Source organism: Microbacterium luticellae (assembly GCF_050408645.1).
Classification (GTDB): domain Bacteria; phylum Actinomycetota; class Actinomycetes; order Actinomycetales; family Microbacteriaceae; genus Microbacterium.
The window spans coordinates 708099-723659 of record NZ_JBNTKE010000001.1 but is presented as its reverse complement, the minus strand read 5'-3'; the positions used below and the strand labels follow the sequence as shown (position 1 = coordinate 723659).

Genomic DNA, 15561 nt, shown 5'->3' with positions numbered 1-15561 from the left:
CCAAGGGGGTGCGGTGTGAACGAACTGGCCCACCTGCGCGGGTTCACGGATGACGAGCAACGCGAGATCGGGATGCTTGTTGCCCAGTTGAAGGCGAGGAGCCGACGCAACATGTTGCGGTCGTCGTTCTATGACGGGAAGAATGCAGTCCGGGATATTGGACTAACGATCCCAGATTCTTATCTGAACATCGGTTTGGCGTTGGGTTGGGCGGCGAAGGGAGTTGATGGGCTCGCCCGACGTTGCAACCTGAATGGATTCGTCGATAAGGGCGGTGCTGACCTTGCTGCGCTGGGGCTTGACGAGTTGGTCGAGTCGAACTACCTCTTTTCCGAGTTGTCGCAGGCGCGTACTGATTCTTTGATTCACGGAGTCTCGTATCTCATTGGTTCCCGAGGCGATGTAGATCGGGACGAACCGAAAGCGCTGGTAACAGCAAAGAGCGCTCTCGACGGTACTGGGGAATGGGACGTTCGCGCGCGCCGATTGCGGTCGTTCTTCTCCGTCAGTGAGCGACAGGGGCGGGACATAGTCGCGTTTACCCTTTACATACGCGGCCTCACCGTATCAGCGCGTCTTGACGGTACTAGGTGGGAAATTGAGCGGGCAACGCCGACGTTTGATGTTCCGGTTGAGCCGTTGGTGTATAAGCCGCGGCAGTCACGTCGTATGGGGAAGTCTCGGATTACTCGGCCGGTCATGTCTGCCCAGATGGCTGCACTTCGTGCGTTGCTGCGTGTCGAAGCACATATGGACATTTATGCGATTCCGCGTCTTGTTGTTCTTGGGGCGCGGGAGGGGATGTTCAAGAACGCTGATGGCTCGCAGAAGGCTGCCTGGCAGGTTGTTTTCGGGCGTGTGCTCGGACTGCCTGACACTACGGACAGCAGTGTGGAAAATCAGCGGGCTGATGTGCAGCAGTTTGCAGCTGAATCGCCGAAACCTCACTTGGATCAGTTGAGTATGCTCGCGAAGCTAGTTGCTCGTGAAACTGACTTGCCTGATACAGATTTCGCGCTCGAAAACCTGGCGAACCCACCATCAGAGGGTTCATATGTGTCGTCTCGGGAAAACCTTTTGGCTGAGGCTGAGGGTGCGATGGATGACTGGGCAATGCCGATCCGTCGGACGGTTCAGCGTGGCCTGGCCACATTGAACGACTACGACACAGTGCCGAACGAATTTCTTTCGATCGACACGAAGTGGCGTTCTCCGATGCATTTGTCCCGGTCCGCTGAGGCGGATGCGGGAGCAAAACAGGTTGGGGCCGTGCCGTGGCTGGCTGAAACACGCATTGGACTTGAGCTTCTCGGTCTGACAACGCAGCAGATTGATCAGGCGCTCAATGAGCGGCAAGCCGGATTCGGGCGCAGTCTTGTGTCGGCTTTAGTGAATCGAGGTCGCAATGGTGACCGTCTTGCAATCGAAACAGTTGTTCGAAACGACAATCACGGAGGCTGAGACGGATCTCATCGGCATGCTGGCCGATGCAGGGCCTCAGCGATTGCTGATCCAACAGTTGATGCCAGAAATCATTATGTCGCTGAGTACGGCGACAGCGGCACTTGCTGTCGATCTGTACGACGCCGAACGAGCCCGTCAGGGTGCGGCTGGCCGTTATTTTGCTGTCGCGACGGTGAACGATCGTGGACACACTCTAGAGAACGCACTTGGTTGGGCATTCCAGGACGACACAGGTGCTCGATTGCGCACCGTGATCCGATCGGAGCTAGGTCGCCCATATCGGGACACGATCATCCACAACCGGCGCCGGGACCCTGCGTCAGTGGGGTGGAAGCGGATCACAACGGGTGGTTGCGGATTCTGCCGTGGGTTAGCGGCTCGTGGTGCCGTGTATCGACAGAGCACGGCGCACTTCGCGGCGCACGACAACTGCATGTGTACCGTCGCGCCAGTCTTTCGCGGCGGAGAGATCGGTCCTGAGGCTGACGTTATGCAGTACATGGCGTCAGGTCGGACGCGCACAGCTGCCGAGAAGGCGCGGATCAATGGTTGGGCGTCTTTGTACGCAGTCAAGTAAGGCTTCCTGCCGTGGTGGCAGGCCGAACCCGACGGCTTCGGGGTGTCCTACTCGGGACGGAAACGGGGATCAGAAATGAACACGATTGGGGCTTTCGGGCTTGGATCTGCACCGGGCTGGCACCGGCCATGGCTGCGTTACGTCGACGTAGTGGACGGCGCTGGGGGTGGTGGGGCATCTGGCGGCGAGAAGACGTTCACGCAGGCCGAGCTTGACCAGATTGTTTCTAGCCGGTTGGCAAAGCAGGAGCGTGAAAAGTTCGGAGATTACGCCGATCTGAAAGCGAAAGCTGAAGGCGCGAAGACGGTAGAGCAGCAGCTTGCCGATTTGACCGCAAAACATGAGGCCGCAGAACTGCGGGCTCTGCAATCGGACGTGGCAACACGCTACAAGGTGTCCGCCGAGGATCGTGACCTGTTCATGACAGGTACGGACAAGGCAACTCTCGAAGCGCAGGCTAAACGTCTTTCTGAGCGGGCGCATGAAAAGCGCCGAAGCGGTGATGTCGCCCCTTTGGAGGGCGCACCGTCAAATACCGGTAGCGGCGACGACAAGATGCGTGAGTTTACGCGTCAACTCTTCAACCGCCAAGACTAAGGAGTAACGAAAATGGTCTCTCTTCTGACCACCGGGGAGCTCAACCTTCCCGACCACATCATTGATCCTTGGCTGACTAAGGTCAAAGCCGGATCAACCATTGCGGCGCTGTCGAATGCGATCCCGATGAAGTTCGGAAAGTCGACTGCAACGACTCTTGACATCGGCGAGGCCGAGTATGTCGGTGAAGGTGCCAATAAGGGCCCATCCGACATCACCAAGAAGATCGCTTCGATCAATCCTTACAAGTTCCACAAGACGGTCCGTTGGACGGACGAAGTTAAGTGGGCGGACGAGGAGTACCAGTTAGGCGTCGTCGCTCAGATTCTCGAGCAAATCCAGCCTGCGCTTGCGCGAGCTTTGGATTATTCGGGCTATCACGGCATTAACCCGACAGGCGGTGCACCTGTCGCGGCGATGACTGATCGTATCGCTGGGGGCAGCAACGTTGTTACCGTCGGGTCAGGTAAGGCGTATGAGTACATCGACGCAGCTGACACTCTGGTGCTCGCTGCTGGTTATGTGCCTTCGGGCATCGCTCTCGCACCTTCGCTGGCTGCCCGGTTTGCGACGGCTCGTGCGGTGCAGACCGAACAGAAGCTGTACCCCGGCTTCCGTCTTGACGTTGCGCCGTCGGAGCTCGAAGGCCACCGTGCCTCGGTGTCTCGTACGGTCTCGGCGGTCGGTGTCGCCGCAACTCCGACCAACGTTGAAGGCGTCGTTGGTGACTTCGACTCCTTCGGTTGGGGTGTGCAGCGTTCGATTGGTCTGCGGATGATCGAATACGGCGACCCGGATGGGCAGGGCGACCTGCAGCGCAACAACCAAGTGGCGTTCCGTGCCGAGATTGTTTACGGCTGGGGTATCGCGGATGAGAAAGCATTCGCCGTACTCAAGAGTTCGGGATCGGGCGACTGATGGTCGATCGCGTGAACGAATCCGGGGTGCGCGTGTCGGTCTCCGACGAGATCGCCGCGCGCCTCGGCATCGGATGGATTGCCCCGACCGACGTGAAGTCGGAATCCGAGATACCGGGGAAAACGGACTCCTCGGAAGATCCGGAGACTGCGGATGCTTCCGAATCCGACGAGATCGAAGAAACCGACGTGAAGTCGGAATCCGAGATACCGGAGGTTCCTGAAAAACCAAAGCGCAGCCGGTCGAACAAGTCGACCAAATAGTCGAGAGGGGCGGCCATGAGCGATGTCACACCAGAAATGATTGCGGTAGCACTCGGTCAGGCCGCCCCGCTCGAAAATTCGCCACAGTGGAAACAGTGGCAAATGTGGATCAAAGATGCCGAGATGCTTATTGAAGCTCGACGTGTCGAGCTGGACGCAACCGCGCCGGCTCCGGAAAAGATTGACTATGTCGTACGCGAAGCTGTTGTCAGCCATGTGCGGAAACCTGATGATGCAACACACGTGACAACACAAGTCGATGACGGCATGACGTCGAAGTCATATAAATCGTCGAAGGGCCGCGTGACCATTGTCGACGAATGGTGGGCGCTGCTGGGACTCGTGGACGAGTCACAGGCGTTCTCGGTCGATACCGCGCCCGATTCTCGCCGTGTTCATGCTGCGACCTGCTCTTTACGGTTCGGTGCGACGTATTGTTCGTGCGGCACTGATATTGCAGGTCGTCCGATCTTTGAGGACGTGCTATGAGCCTCGGAAGTGATATTGAGGCTGAACTGCCCGCGTTGAGGGCTGAGGCCGAATCGCGGATGACGGAGACGGTCGAATTCTTCACTGTCACGCCGGGGCACGATCCGGTGACACTGAAAGCCATCAAGATCGAGACGGTCCTTAAAACTAGTGTTCGTGCTCGTGTGAAGGCTGCGAAGCGTGATGCGCGTGACGTTGCTGTCGGCGGGCAAACGCCTGTGCTGTCACAGACGGTGCTGTCCGTGCCTGTCGGGTCACACAAGACGGCCCCATCCGAATGGGTGCGGGTTACCGCGTCGACGGCGGATGACGGGCTCGTGGGGACGACGTATCGGGTAGCGGATTATCCGACTCTCGGGCAGGTGACCGCATGGCGGTGCCCTATAGAGCAGACATCGTAAGGAGCCGTCATGGAGTTTGATTTCTCTGAGGTCGATGAACTTATCGCAGACCTCGGCGCGGCTGAAGGAAAGATGGCCATGAACGTTGCTAAAGCGGTCGAGGTCACCGCCCGCCATGTTAAAGATGGGTGGCAAGAAAAGGCTGCACGAACCGGTCTCACGGATTATGCGTCGACGGTCGACTACGACGTCGAACATCACGAACGTGGTGTCGAAGCAGAGATCGGCCCGAACCTTTCCCGGCGTCCTGCACATGCCCCGTTCGGTCTCGTGGAGAGGGGTGGGTCTGGTGTGTTCTCGGCACCGCAGCATGCGGGGCGTGACGCGCTTGAGGACGCGAAAACGGATTTCGTTCAGGGCATTTTGAAGGCCGGGACGGATGCACTGTCATGATCGCCGAACATATGGCGGGGCTGCGTGCCTGTCTTGAAACTGTTGTGCCAGTGCACGATTCGGCTCTGGTCACACCGCATGACGAGTTCGTTCAAGAGGGTTACATCGTTATGTTTCCGTCGACGCCGAAAGATCGAGTCGAACGGTACACAGCCGATCGGGTGTCGGATGGGCCAGCTGACTTCGATGTCGACATAAAAGTGTGCGGGGTCACTCCCGGGCAAGTGATCGCAATACTCGACCGAATACGCACTGTCTTTCTGGGCAGTGCGTTTGTTGTTCCCGGGCGTGCAGTTTCGGGGCGGCAGGTCGAGGGCGGTGGCGTGGTTCGTCGCGACACGTCGTTGAAACCTGGCATCTACTACGCCGATGTTGGGCTGCTGTTCACCTCAAGGAGGGGCTGATGGCTGATCAGGTACGAGTCCGCTCGAAGAACGGGCCGAAACGTGTTTATTGGGTGCCGCGCCGATTGGTCGAGCGGTTCCCTGACCGATATGTGCTCGTAAAGAAGAGCACCCCTAAGGAGGGGGACAAGAATGAATGAGCCAGTCCAGATGGGACAGTCGGCGGCCGGTCACGGCATTGTGATCTTGGCGCCGTTTGACTCTGTCGAAGACCCGAGCAAACCGACTGTTGCCGAGCTGTCGGCGTCGGGGAACATCCGTATCACCTATGGGCTGATGCGTGACGGTTTCCGGCATGAGCCAACGATCAACAAGGTCACGGTGGGTCGGTACACGATGGCGCAGGATTTGTCGTATGAGGGCACGATCACTGAGTCGTTGACTATGAAGTATCCGTACAACCGTCAGACGCCCACGGAAGCGGAACTTGCTCTCGGCGAAAAGGGTGTCGATTACTACGTGTTCCAGCTGCTCGGGTATCCGAATGACCACGAGATCACAGCTGGCGACAAGATCAACACGGTCACGCCGATCCGTACGGCGACGTCGGTTGATGTGCCGGACGAGTCTAACGATTCCAACAGTGAGCTGCAGAAGCAGATGGTGCCGGACATCATCGGCCAGGTGCTGCGTGAAGTTGAGGTTGTCAGCGCTTAAGACCGCCTGGGGTGGGCTCTCCTGCCTGCCCACCCCAGGTTTCACGTAGGGCAGGACACACAGTCTTCAGGCGGGAGAAACAGATGAGTAGGGTTCAGGCGCTTATCGCGGCGCAAAAGCAGAAGCACGAGAACGTTAAACCGACAATTGTTGAGATCAGGTTCGGCGATGAACTTGTGGATATCCGATTTTGGCCGCTCACGGGGCAGCAGTGGCGTGATCTGACTGCACGGCATCCGTACCGGCCTGACAGTGAGTTTGATAACGCTCTGGGTTACAACCTTGCCGGCGTACTCGTGGGGTATCCGACGGCGACAGAGCAGTCGCGCGTATATCTGGTTGATGGTGACAATGCAGAACAGCTGAGTCCGGATGACTGGGCCGACATGTGTGCCGTGTTGGACGGGCCCGAGTTGCAGAAGCTTGAGCACACGATCTGGGCGATGCACGAATATGACCGTGCCCAAGAGACGGTCGCGGCGGGAAAAGCCCGAGCGGGCGAGCGGCAGAAGAAGCAGCATTAGCCCGCGAGCTTGGTGTCACCGTCCGGGAACTCAACGGATGGGCACCTGCACAGGTCACTTGGGGTCCGGACGGTGAACTGATCTCGATCGTCACAGTGGAGCCCCGTTTTACGCCTGCCGAGGTTGAGTTGTTGTTGGCATCGCGTCGTGCCGAGCAAGTGCCGCGTGGCGCGCATGGTTTCACGATTGCGGAGGCGACTGATCCGAAGAATCAGTATGCGTTCAAGGTCACGTCGGTGGTTGATTATGCCGAGCGAGCGAAGCACTGGGCGATTAAAGAGCATGAAGAGCGGTTTGGGGAGAACTCGGGGTCGGAGTATCGCCTGTGGCGTACCGAGCTAGCTACTCCGACAGTTCTTTAAACGATTTCTTCAAGCTGATCGACATGATCCAGAACACGGCGGCGAACACGAGCCCAATGATCGCCATCACCGGCTCTGCGGCCATTAGACCGACGAGGCCGACGCCGACTGCGATTAGTGCGAGCACGCCAAAAAAGATCATCACGCCGAACGTGAACTTTTTACTCATACCCGGATCGTAGCGGGAATAGGGGGTGGTCGTGTGGCTGATGAGCGCGTAACCACCGTCCGACTAAGCGCAAAAGTCAACGAGTACATCGAAGGACTGCGACAGGCCCGCCAGGAGACCGAGCGCCTCAACGCGGAAGCCAAAGCTGTCGCGGAGCGCAAAGAGGCTTTCAAACAGTTGGGCCAGGTGATGGTTGGCATCGGCGGCGTGATGACTGCTGTCGCTGTGAGTGTCGCTAAAACCGGTATTGAGTACAACACGCTGCAACAGCGCACACGCGCAGCACTATCGACCCTTCTGGGTGGTGCACGTGCCGCGAATGCTCAGATGGACAAGCTCGATGAGTTCGCACGTACGTCCCCGTTCGCTAAGCAGACGTTTATTACGGCTCAGCAGCAGATGCTCGCGTTTGGTATCGAGGCGCGGAAGGTTGTCCCTTATCTTGACGCAATCCAGGATGCTGTGGCGGCTGCCGGTGGGTCGAACAAGGAGATCGCGGAGATCGCGTTCATCATGTCGCAGATCAGCGCTGCTTCGAAGATCACCGCAACGGATCTCATGCAGCTTGGTCAACGTGGTGTGAACGCTGCTGAGTTGATCGGCTCGCAGATGGGTATGACAGGTGCCGAGATCCGCGCGTCGATCACTGCAGGTACGCTCGACGCGGATGCTGCTCTCGACGCTCTAGCTGCGGGTATGAAGGAGCGTTTTGCTGGCGCGGCCGCGAACGTGAAGCTCACCTTCGAAGGTGCTATTGATCGTGTACGTGCCGCGTGGCGTGACATGTCCGCTGACTTGATGAAGCCGATCGTGAACCCTGAAGGCGGGGGAGTGCTGGTTGACCTGCTCAATTGGACAGCCGACGTCATGCGAAACATGCAGAAGCTACCTGAGCCGATTAAGAACGTGATGGGGTTGACGTTTGCTCTCGTCGGAGTTTTTGCACTCGTGGGTGGAACAGCGATTCTCGCGATCCCGAAGGTTGTGGCTTTCAACGCTGCTTTAGCGACTCTGGGTATTACTGGGGCGTCGGTACGGTCACGGCTCTCGGGCATTACTGGGTTCCTTGGTGGGCCGTGGGGTATCGCATTGCTGGCTGCCACTGCGTTAGTAATTACTTTCAACAAGGCGATTGAAGCTGGGGTGCCTACGCAGGCGAAGATCATTAATGCGATCAAGACCACTCGGAGCAGCGTTGATGGACTGAAGTCTGCGTTCGAGCGCGGGAAATTAGAAACAACCTGGGCTGGTGACTATGCGCGGGAACTGGAGAATCTGCCGGAGCTTCTGGATAGGGCTGCTGGTGCTGGTTGGCGGTGGGCTGAGCTCACGTTCCAACAACAAGGTGCACTGGATTCGCTGAGTAAGTATGGTGATGCGCTTGCGGAGGTTGCGAACACCGACCTGCCTATGGCGCAGCTTCGGTTTCGTGAACTCGCTGACGCGTACGGGCTGAACGAAGCGCAGATGATGCAGCTGCTTGACGAGATGCCCGCGTTCCGTGACGCGCTGGTGGGTGTTGCAACCGAGATCGGGTTAACGGCTGATGATTCCACCCTGTTGGGTCTCGCGCTTGGCAAGATTGGTCCGGGGGCGGATGACGCTGCTGGTGCGTTAGCGAAGGTCGAAGAGGCTGCGGGGAATGCCGAGGATGCGCTCACTGAAGCATCGCGAGCGCTGCGTGATTTGAGTGATGCATCCATCCAGGTTGGTGCGTCGCATGACCGGGCTCTGTCGTCGATCAACGCGATGGTTGAGGCGGCGAAGGTCGAGGGTGTCACGCTTGATGGCACAAATGATGCATCGATCCGGTTCCGTGATTCAGTGCGTGATGTCGAGCAGCGTCACCGAGATAGTGCAGAAGCGATTATCGAAAACGGTGGTGCTCTCGAGGATGCGCAGGCTGAGTGGGAGGCTGGCCGGGAGAAAGTCATCGAGATGGCAGAATCTCTCGGTTTGTCTCGGGATGAGGCTGTTGCTTGGGCGGAGACCAGTACTACGAAGGCGACCGAGGTGGCGTCTCACTTGAAGAAGGTGAAGACGGCATGGGATGCGCTTGAGGAACAGAAGCGGTTGAAGCTTGAGGCCGAGACGAAGGCTGCTCAGAGCGCAATTGATCTCTTTGTTGAGCGTAATGATGGTCGCACTGTTTCTATTTATGCGAACACTATTGGGTTCAATGATGCGACCGGCTACCGTCAGCCGGGTATGCCCGGGTCTACTAACAATGAACGTGGCGGTTTTTACGCGTACGCGAATGGTGGCATTGTTCGGAACCTGCGTTCGGGTATTTATCCAGGCGGGGCTGAGATCCATAAGTTCGCTGAGAAGTCGTTGCCGTGGGAGGCCTATATTTCTCCGAAGCCGGATGAGCGGGAACGCAATTTCGGTGTTTGGCAGACCGCTGGTCAGTTACTTGGTTTCTTGCAGAAGGAGAAGCCGTCGGCGCCGGTGTCACTTGATGGGGTCGCTATTAGTGGTCGGCTCGATTTGGGTAACGGTTTGGTCGGGTTCATTGACGGTCGGATAGAAGAAGCGTTTCCGTCTCAGGGTGGGCTGATTTCTGAGGTTGGCCACTAATTTCGGATGCATGCGTGACCCCCTTTCTGGGGGTCTTTCTCGTTAAAGGGGGTCTCGCATGGTGGACTACCGTCACCCGTCTACGAGCGTCGCGACGCTAATTATTCGTGATGAAGACGGCTATGTGTCTTTCTGGATTGAGGTCGACGACTCGCCTGCGACAAATACTGGTGATGCTGGCTGGTCGGGTCGTGTCAACGGCACGAATGTTTCCGGTCGGTATTCGTGGCCTGCCGCATCGGGGAAGGTTGTCCGCCAGATTGCTGGGCGGTGGACGGTCACTAAGACCCAGGATGTGACTTTCGCTATCGCGGCGACAGGCACCCAAGGGCTGGGTGGGCCGACGAGCTTTACGCAGCGGATTACGCGGGCGGTGCCTGGTACGCCGTCTGGGTTGTCTCCTGTATGGCAGTCGGACAAGCAGATCTATATGACGTGGGTGCGTAATGGAACCTACACGGGTTTTATTGTGCAGCGTCGGACCGATGGTGGCGCGTGGCAGACGATCGCGACTGTCGCGGGCTCTGCAAATAGCTACACGGACAAATCGACGGGGGCGAATCGTCGGTACGAGTATCGTGTGGCGGCGACGAATGCGGCTGGTCAGTCTGGCTGGTCGAATGTTGGGACGGTGTATACGACACCTGCGGTGCCGACTGGTGTGACTGCGGTGCGTCAAGGCTCAGGCATTCTCGTGGATGCTTCGGGGAAGCCGCCGTATGCGACCGCGTTTGATGTTCGTGATGGTGATTCTGTGGTGGCGTCGGATGTGACGCTTCCATGGGTGCACACGAGTCCGGATCCTGCTGTGCCGCATACGTATCGTGTGCGTGCGAAGCGTGGAACTCTTGTGTCGGGGTGGTCGGATGCTTCCAATACGGTGCAGCTGATTGCTCGGCCTAATGCGCCTGCGAGTTTGTCGCCGAATGGTGTGGCCCAGTTGGGTGTGCCGTGGGTGCGGTTTTCGTGGCAGCATAATCCGGTCGATTCGGCTGAGCAGACGGCTTTTGAGTTGCGGTATCGGCCTGTGGGTGGGTCGTGGGTGACTGTTTCGGGCGGGTCGGGGAACTCTTATGCGTCGGCGTTTGTGCCTGATGTGTATGAGTGGCAGGTGCGTACGAAGGGTGCGCACCCGGACTGGTCGCCGTGGTCGGTTGTGGCGACGGTGGATGTGATTGATCGTCCTGGTGTTGCTGTTACTCAGCCTGTTGGCGTGTGGTCGTCGTCGGTGTTGTCGGTTGAGTGGACGTATTTTCAGGCTCAGTCGCGGCCGCAGTCGTCGTGGCAGGTGGAGTTGTTGGACTCTGCTTTGGTTGTGGTGGAGTCTCGGTCTGGTCAGGGGTCGGGGTCGGCTGTGTCGTTTGGTCGTCGGCTTGTGCCGGGGTCGTGGACGGTGCGTGCGCGTGCGGCGTCTGGTGATGTGTGGTCGGAGTGGGCTGAGGTTCCGTTTACTGTCGTGTTTGATCCGCCTGCGCCGCCGTCGCTGGATGCGGTGTGGGATGAGTCGCAGGGCGGTGTGCCGATCACTGTGGGGTCTGGTGACCCTGACGTGTCGGTGCCGGGTGTGACGAACTTGCTCACAAACCCTCGTTTTGTCGCATCAGGAGCACGAGTAGAGGTCTATCGGAACCGGATCAAAAACCCACAGTCCACCCTTGCAGCGCGTAATGCTGTGTGGGGAACGGGCGGCGCGGGGACGGTGGGAACGGTCGGTTCTGGCGCTGATCTGACGTTTACGCAAACGTGGACAACCGCGCCGACTGGCGGGGATGCGAAGACAGACATTATTTGGGGTTCGGGCGCATATGTTGTGCCGGTAACGCCGGGTGAAACTCTGTCGTTCCAGGTGGATGCTGCGCGCGCGTTGGGCGGGCAAGCTCGGTTGACGCTCGCGTGGGATACCTCGTCAGGAACGTTTATTCAGTTGGTGCGGAGTGCTGACACCGTTGTGTCCACGGATTGGCGTAACCCGACGATGCTCACGGTCGGTGGTGTCGCACCTGCGAATGCGGGACGTGTTCGCCTGTCGGTGGACATGGTGGGTGCTGTGCAGTCGGGTGACACGTTGTATTCCCGTAAGCCGCGCATGAATGGTCGTCCGTACTCGGATGGTGGCTTCTCACCTATTGAGGGTGTACAGGCAGCATGGGCCGGGCCGGTCAACGAGAGTGAGTCAACGTTGCACGGGTTCGCGCCACGAAACGTGTCAGGTGGCAATGGTCGGTTCTTAGTGTCCGGTAATGAGCTGGTTCGGATCATTTCAACCGGTAACACGAACGATGTTGCGGCGGGCGCTTCGTTACCGATTGAGGGGTTTACTGTCGGTCAGGTTTATACAGTGCTGGCAACGTTGCATGTACCGGAAGGGCTCGCGGCGGAGGGTTCGTATGCGTCGGATCGGTATCCGCGTGCGATCTATATGCTCGGTGATCGTGCAACGTCGGTGCGTGCACCGGATGGGCCAGGTACGTATGATCTGCGGCTAGTGTTCACGGCTAAGCCGTCACATGATCCAAGCGTTCGACTTGGCGGTGGGGGCGGGGCATGGGGCGATGCTGTTGTCTGGTCAAACCCAACGGTTGTGGAAGGCGAATACACAGGCCCAGCATTCAACGGCTCTACGGGCACTGTCTTCATAGACGGTATCCCGCGCCGCACCATCTGGGACGGGCCAGAAGACGCCTCCACATCATCCACCACCGATTTCCCTCCCACTGTCCAAGTGATCGTGGAACGGTCAATCACCGGTGGAGACACATGGGAGCCAGTAGCCGAAATCACTGAGGCCACCACCCTCATCGATTGGGAATCCCTGTCGTATGGCGTGACTCTATATAGAGCCACCGCAGCCACGATCGAGGGCGCAACAACAAGCACCACCGTCGAAGTGAATGCACGATCAGACGCGATCTGGCTATCGTGCGGGTCGAACTACGAGATGACCGCACGTCTCCCACACGACCCAGTGCCGCAGATATCGGGTGGTCGTGAGCGAGTGTCCCGTGAATGGGCAGGCCGGAAATATCCGGTGTCATATCACGGGGAAATGCTGGCTCATGCAGTGACGATGACCGGCAAAATCACTGACCGTGACATTGGGGCTCCGGGAACTGAGACTGCAGACATCCACCGGCTGATGGAGATCGTCCAGGCAGAAACTGACCAGTTCTTGCTGCGGATACCGGCCTACGGGCGGGTGTACGGGGGCATCAGTTCCGTGTCGATGCCTCGCCTGCTGTCGACTCACCACCCCGAAGGTTTCAACGGGTGGTGGCGATACTCGTTCACGATCACTGAGGCGGTGAGGCCGTGAGGATATGGTCATACGAACTCCTTGACCACCTCGACCAGTCCCTAGGGATGCTCGACGGGGTGACCGGAGGGCGAGGCGAGATCGTCGCCCAATCGCCACTAGGTGGTTCGGCGTCGATCTCCCTGGATCACAGGCAAGACATCGATTGGATGTCACATCGTGTGCGCGTGATCTTCACAGAAACCGATCAGGAGCCCGGTCCGTGGTGGGAAGTTGACGCCGCCGACCGGGCTCCTCGCACAGTACAGTCTTTCGCCTGGGGCACCTATCTGCTCACGTCTCCAAAAGAAAAGCACACGCCGTTCCACCTCGGTTACGACGTCGGATTGCTCACGAAGATGAGCATCCTCCATGAAGACACTGTGGAAGGACGCTACTCTCTCGCTGAGAGCACGCCGATCATCCCCGCAGTAGTCGAGCTGATCCGGTCGACTGGGGAAGCACGCATCGCCGTCACACCCTCCGATGCCGTACTGACGGCAGGGATGACGTGGGAAGCAGGTGAAACCAAGCTCCGGATCATCAACGACCTGCTGCAGGCGGCAGGCTATTGGAGCCTATGGTGTGACGGCAGCGGCCAGTTCCGGGTGGAGCCATATGTTGATCCGAGCCTGCGTCCGGTCGCGTTCACTTTTGAGCATGGCGAACGGTCGCTGCATCTTCCTGACTGGGATCGGGAACAAGACCATACCTCTGTGCCGAACCGGTTCCTCGCGGTCGGTGTCGGCGACGAAGAGCACGAACCGCTCGTCGGTGTCGCAACGAACGAGAACCCTAACTCCCCGTACTCGTTCCAAGCACGTGGTCGATGGATCACCGCGAAAGAAGAGGGTGTCGAAGGAGAGGCGCAAGACGAGTTTGATGCGTATGCGGAGCGGAAACTACGGGACGCGATGAATCCAGTGTCGCGACTGCGTGTCAGTCACGATCTGATGCAGTTGAACCCGAATGATCTTGTCGCGTTCACCCCGGAGGACCAACGTCAACGGCTCGCGACCGTGCAACGCATGTCCACGTCTTTCACGTTCGATGCAGTGATTGCTGCGGAGTGGAGGCAAGTCAATGACTAGACCTGCACGCCCCCTGGTGAATCTCATCGCAGAGACAAGAAAGCTCGCCGCCGATGCACCCGTGGTGCGGTGGGCGACGGTAACGCAGCCGTCCCCGCTCCGTATCCGTATGGACGGTGACGCTGATCCAATGCTGATCACTCCACAGTCGCTCGTGTCTGGCTTGACGGTTGGCGCACGCGTGCTGTGTGTGGAGCAACATCGTCGGATGATCGTCGTAGGCACACGCATGGACATTGGCCGGTCGGATGCGTCGGGCGTTGCACTGTCGGGCGCGAACGATGGCAGTGCAGCCCCTGTGTATTGGGATGCCGGCGTCACAGTCACACTGCCTACTGGCCGGTTCGACGCGCCACCAATTGTGACGGTCACGCCGGAAAGGTCCGCGCAAGTGCTCTCGGCGAACCTCATCGCTCGGACGGCTACTAGCTTCGTGGTGCGCACGATCCGTTTTGGTGCAGCCGTATCGGCAGGCACACAACTGTTGTGGCATGCAGTGCCGGATGAAGGGGCGTAATGGACGAACCGAACCTGATCGAAGTTGAAGTCACCTGCACGTGCCCGGGCTGCCCGAATGAGGGTGCCGTGCTCGTGGTGCTTGTGAATGCTGATTGTCCTGCCGTGATGTGCGGGCCGTGTGGTGAATGGATCATCGCACCGCCTGCCGAGCCTGAGTGAAGGAGTGTTGATGCGGTATCCGAATGGGCGTATCCCGGTCAGCTTGCTAGTACGCAGGCCGGCTGCGGGGAAGAGCTTTTGTCTCATGATGCCCGGCACAGCGGTCAAACATGACCGGCTCGTGAAGCTTGCGCGGGCCCGATTCAACGGGTGGGAGCCTGTCGTGTCTGGCCCTGATGACGCATATAGGACGTATGCGGTGCAGGAGCACTATTACCGGACGTTTCCCCCGGGTATGGCCGCATGGCCTGGCACAAGCTCGCACGGCGGTTCATATGAGGGCGAAGAGTGCGGTGCCGTCGACTACGGCAACTGGGGCCAGGTGGGGAAACAGCCGTGGTACCAGCTGCTCAGAGACGCCGGGTTTGAACCCGGCTTTTTTGATGGCCAATACGGGCGGCCAGTCGAACCCTGGCACGCGATCGACCGTACACCGTGGCATGTGCCGGCGGCACCGAAGCCGAGACCACCGATCGATATAGAAGATGAGGACACCATGACTCGCACATTCATCCAAGAATCACGCCAAGGCTCGAAATATGAGTTGCTACGGGACGGCACCAAGCGGCTTATCCCGACGCCGGAATGGAACGCTATCCGCTCCCTCGAGGCAGAAGCCAAAACTCGCGGTCAAGAGTTTCAAGTGGTCGTCGCCACAGTCACGGCAGCGGATCTGAAAAAGATCCCGACCTACAAGTGATA

General features: G+C 58.7%; 19 protein-coding genes. 18 read left to right on the top strand and 1 reads right to left on the bottom strand.

Features of this window, described 5'->3' with window-relative positions:
• The first annotated feature begins 15 nt into the window (after positions 1-15).
• The 12 genes from ACQUSW_RS03590 to ACQUSW_RS03540 all read left to right on the top strand — a co-directional run bounded on the left by ACQUSW_RS03590 (position 16) and on the right by ACQUSW_RS03540 (position 7049).
• Positions 16-1461, top strand: coding sequence for a phage portal protein (locus ACQUSW_RS03590; RefSeq protein ID WP_428930879.1), 1446 nt, complete (start codon positions 16-18; stop codon positions 1459-1461).
• Positions 1406-2041, top strand: a complete 636-nt coding sequence (locus ACQUSW_RS13715; RefSeq protein ID WP_489672326.1) for a VG15 protein — start codon at positions 1406-1408, stop codon at positions 2039-2041. Before ACQUSW_RS03590 ends, ACQUSW_RS13715 begins: the two co-directional genes overlap by 56 nt.
• Before the next feature lie 150 nt (positions 2042-2191).
• On the top strand, positions 2192-2638 hold the full coding sequence (locus ACQUSW_RS03585) for a hypothetical protein (RefSeq protein ID WP_428930878.1): 447 nt from the start codon (positions 2192-2194) through the stop codon (positions 2636-2638).
• A 12-nt stretch (positions 2639-2650) separates the two neighbouring features.
• Positions 2651-3556, top strand: a complete 906-nt coding sequence (locus ACQUSW_RS03580; RefSeq protein ID WP_428930877.1) for a phage major capsid family protein — start codon at positions 2651-2653, stop codon at positions 3554-3556.
• Positions 3557-3567: 11 nt separating this feature from the next.
• Positions 3568-3819, top strand: a complete 252-nt coding sequence (locus ACQUSW_RS03575) for a hypothetical protein (RefSeq protein WP_428930876.1) — start codon at positions 3568-3570, stop codon at positions 3817-3819.
• A gap of 15 nt (positions 3820-3834) precedes the next feature.
• Positions 3835-4308 carry a hypothetical protein gene (locus ACQUSW_RS03570; protein WP_428930875.1) on the top strand — a complete coding sequence of 158 codons (474 nt, stop codon included), beginning with the start codon at positions 3835-3837 and terminating at the stop codon, positions 4306-4308.
• The gene (locus tag ACQUSW_RS03565; RefSeq protein ID WP_428930874.1) at positions 4305-4709 is read left to right on the top strand and encodes a DUF6093 family protein; all 405 of its coding nucleotides are present in this window, start codon (positions 4305-4307) and stop codon (positions 4707-4709) included. Before ACQUSW_RS03570 ends, ACQUSW_RS03565 begins: the two co-directional genes overlap by 4 nt.
• Before the next feature lie 9 nt (positions 4710-4718).
• A complete protein-coding gene (locus tag ACQUSW_RS03560) occupies positions 4719-5102 on the top strand; it encodes a hypothetical protein (protein WP_428930873.1) in 384 nt (127 codons plus the stop codon).
• Entirely contained in the window at positions 5099-5506 is a 408-nt protein-coding gene (locus ACQUSW_RS03555; protein WP_428930872.1) for a hypothetical protein, read from the top strand. Before ACQUSW_RS03560 ends, ACQUSW_RS03555 begins: the two co-directional genes overlap by 4 nt.
• A 132-nt stretch (positions 5507-5638) precedes the next feature.
• The gene (locus ACQUSW_RS03550) at positions 5639-6163 is read left to right on the top strand and encodes a phage tail tube protein (RefSeq protein WP_428930871.1); all 525 of its coding nucleotides are present in this window, start codon (positions 5639-5641) and stop codon (positions 6161-6163) included.
• 83 nt (positions 6164-6246) lie between these two features.
• Positions 6247-6687, top strand: a complete 441-nt coding sequence (locus ACQUSW_RS03545; RefSeq protein WP_428930870.1) for a hypothetical protein — start codon at positions 6247-6249, stop codon at positions 6685-6687.
• 95 nt (positions 6688-6782) lie between these two features.
• Complete coding sequence (locus ACQUSW_RS03540) at positions 6783-7049, top strand: hypothetical protein (RefSeq protein ID WP_428930869.1); 267 nt, start codon at positions 6783-6785, stop codon at positions 7047-7049.
• Here the strand turns inward: ACQUSW_RS03540 and ACQUSW_RS03535 are convergent.
• Positions 7030-7218 (bottom strand): hypothetical protein, encoded by a 189-nt coding sequence (locus tag ACQUSW_RS03535; RefSeq protein ID WP_428930868.1) that lies wholly within the window; start codon positions 7216-7218, stop codon positions 7030-7032. The genes ACQUSW_RS03540 and ACQUSW_RS03535 overlap by 20 nt on opposite strands.
• A 33-nt stretch (positions 7219-7251) precedes the next feature.
• Here ACQUSW_RS03535 and ACQUSW_RS03530 point away from each other — a divergent pair, with 33 nt between their 5' ends.
• The 6 genes from ACQUSW_RS03530 to ACQUSW_RS03505 all read left to right on the top strand — a co-directional run bounded on the left by ACQUSW_RS03530 (position 7252) and on the right by ACQUSW_RS03505 (position 15559).
• Positions 7252-9798 (top strand): tape measure protein, encoded by a 2547-nt coding sequence (locus ACQUSW_RS03530; RefSeq protein WP_428930867.1) that lies wholly within the window; start codon positions 7252-7254, stop codon positions 9796-9798.
• 58 nt (positions 9799-9856) lie between these two features.
• Positions 9857-13111, top strand: coding sequence for a hypothetical protein (locus ACQUSW_RS03525; RefSeq protein ID WP_428930866.1), 3255 nt, complete (start codon positions 9857-9859; stop codon positions 13109-13111).
• Positions 13108-14181 carry a hypothetical protein gene (locus ACQUSW_RS03520; RefSeq protein WP_428930865.1) on the top strand — a complete coding sequence of 358 codons (1074 nt, stop codon included), beginning with the start codon at positions 13108-13110 and terminating at the stop codon, positions 14179-14181. The genes ACQUSW_RS03525 and ACQUSW_RS03520 overlap by 4 nt, the downstream gene beginning before the upstream one ends.
• The gene (locus tag ACQUSW_RS03515) at positions 14174-14698 is read left to right on the top strand and encodes a hypothetical protein (RefSeq protein ID WP_428930864.1); all 525 of its coding nucleotides are present in this window, start codon (positions 14174-14176) and stop codon (positions 14696-14698) included. Before ACQUSW_RS03520 ends, ACQUSW_RS03515 begins: the two co-directional genes overlap by 8 nt.
• The gene (locus ACQUSW_RS03510) at positions 14698-14859 is read left to right on the top strand and encodes a hypothetical protein (RefSeq protein ID WP_428930863.1); all 162 of its coding nucleotides are present in this window, start codon (positions 14698-14700) and stop codon (positions 14857-14859) included. Before ACQUSW_RS03515 ends, ACQUSW_RS03510 begins: the two co-directional genes overlap by 1 nt.
• A gap of 85 nt (positions 14860-14944) precedes the next feature.
• Positions 14945-15559, top strand: coding sequence for a M15 family metallopeptidase domain-containing protein (locus tag ACQUSW_RS03505; RefSeq protein WP_428930862.1), 615 nt, complete (start codon positions 14945-14947; stop codon positions 15557-15559).
• Positions 15560-15561: the final 2 nt, after the last annotated feature.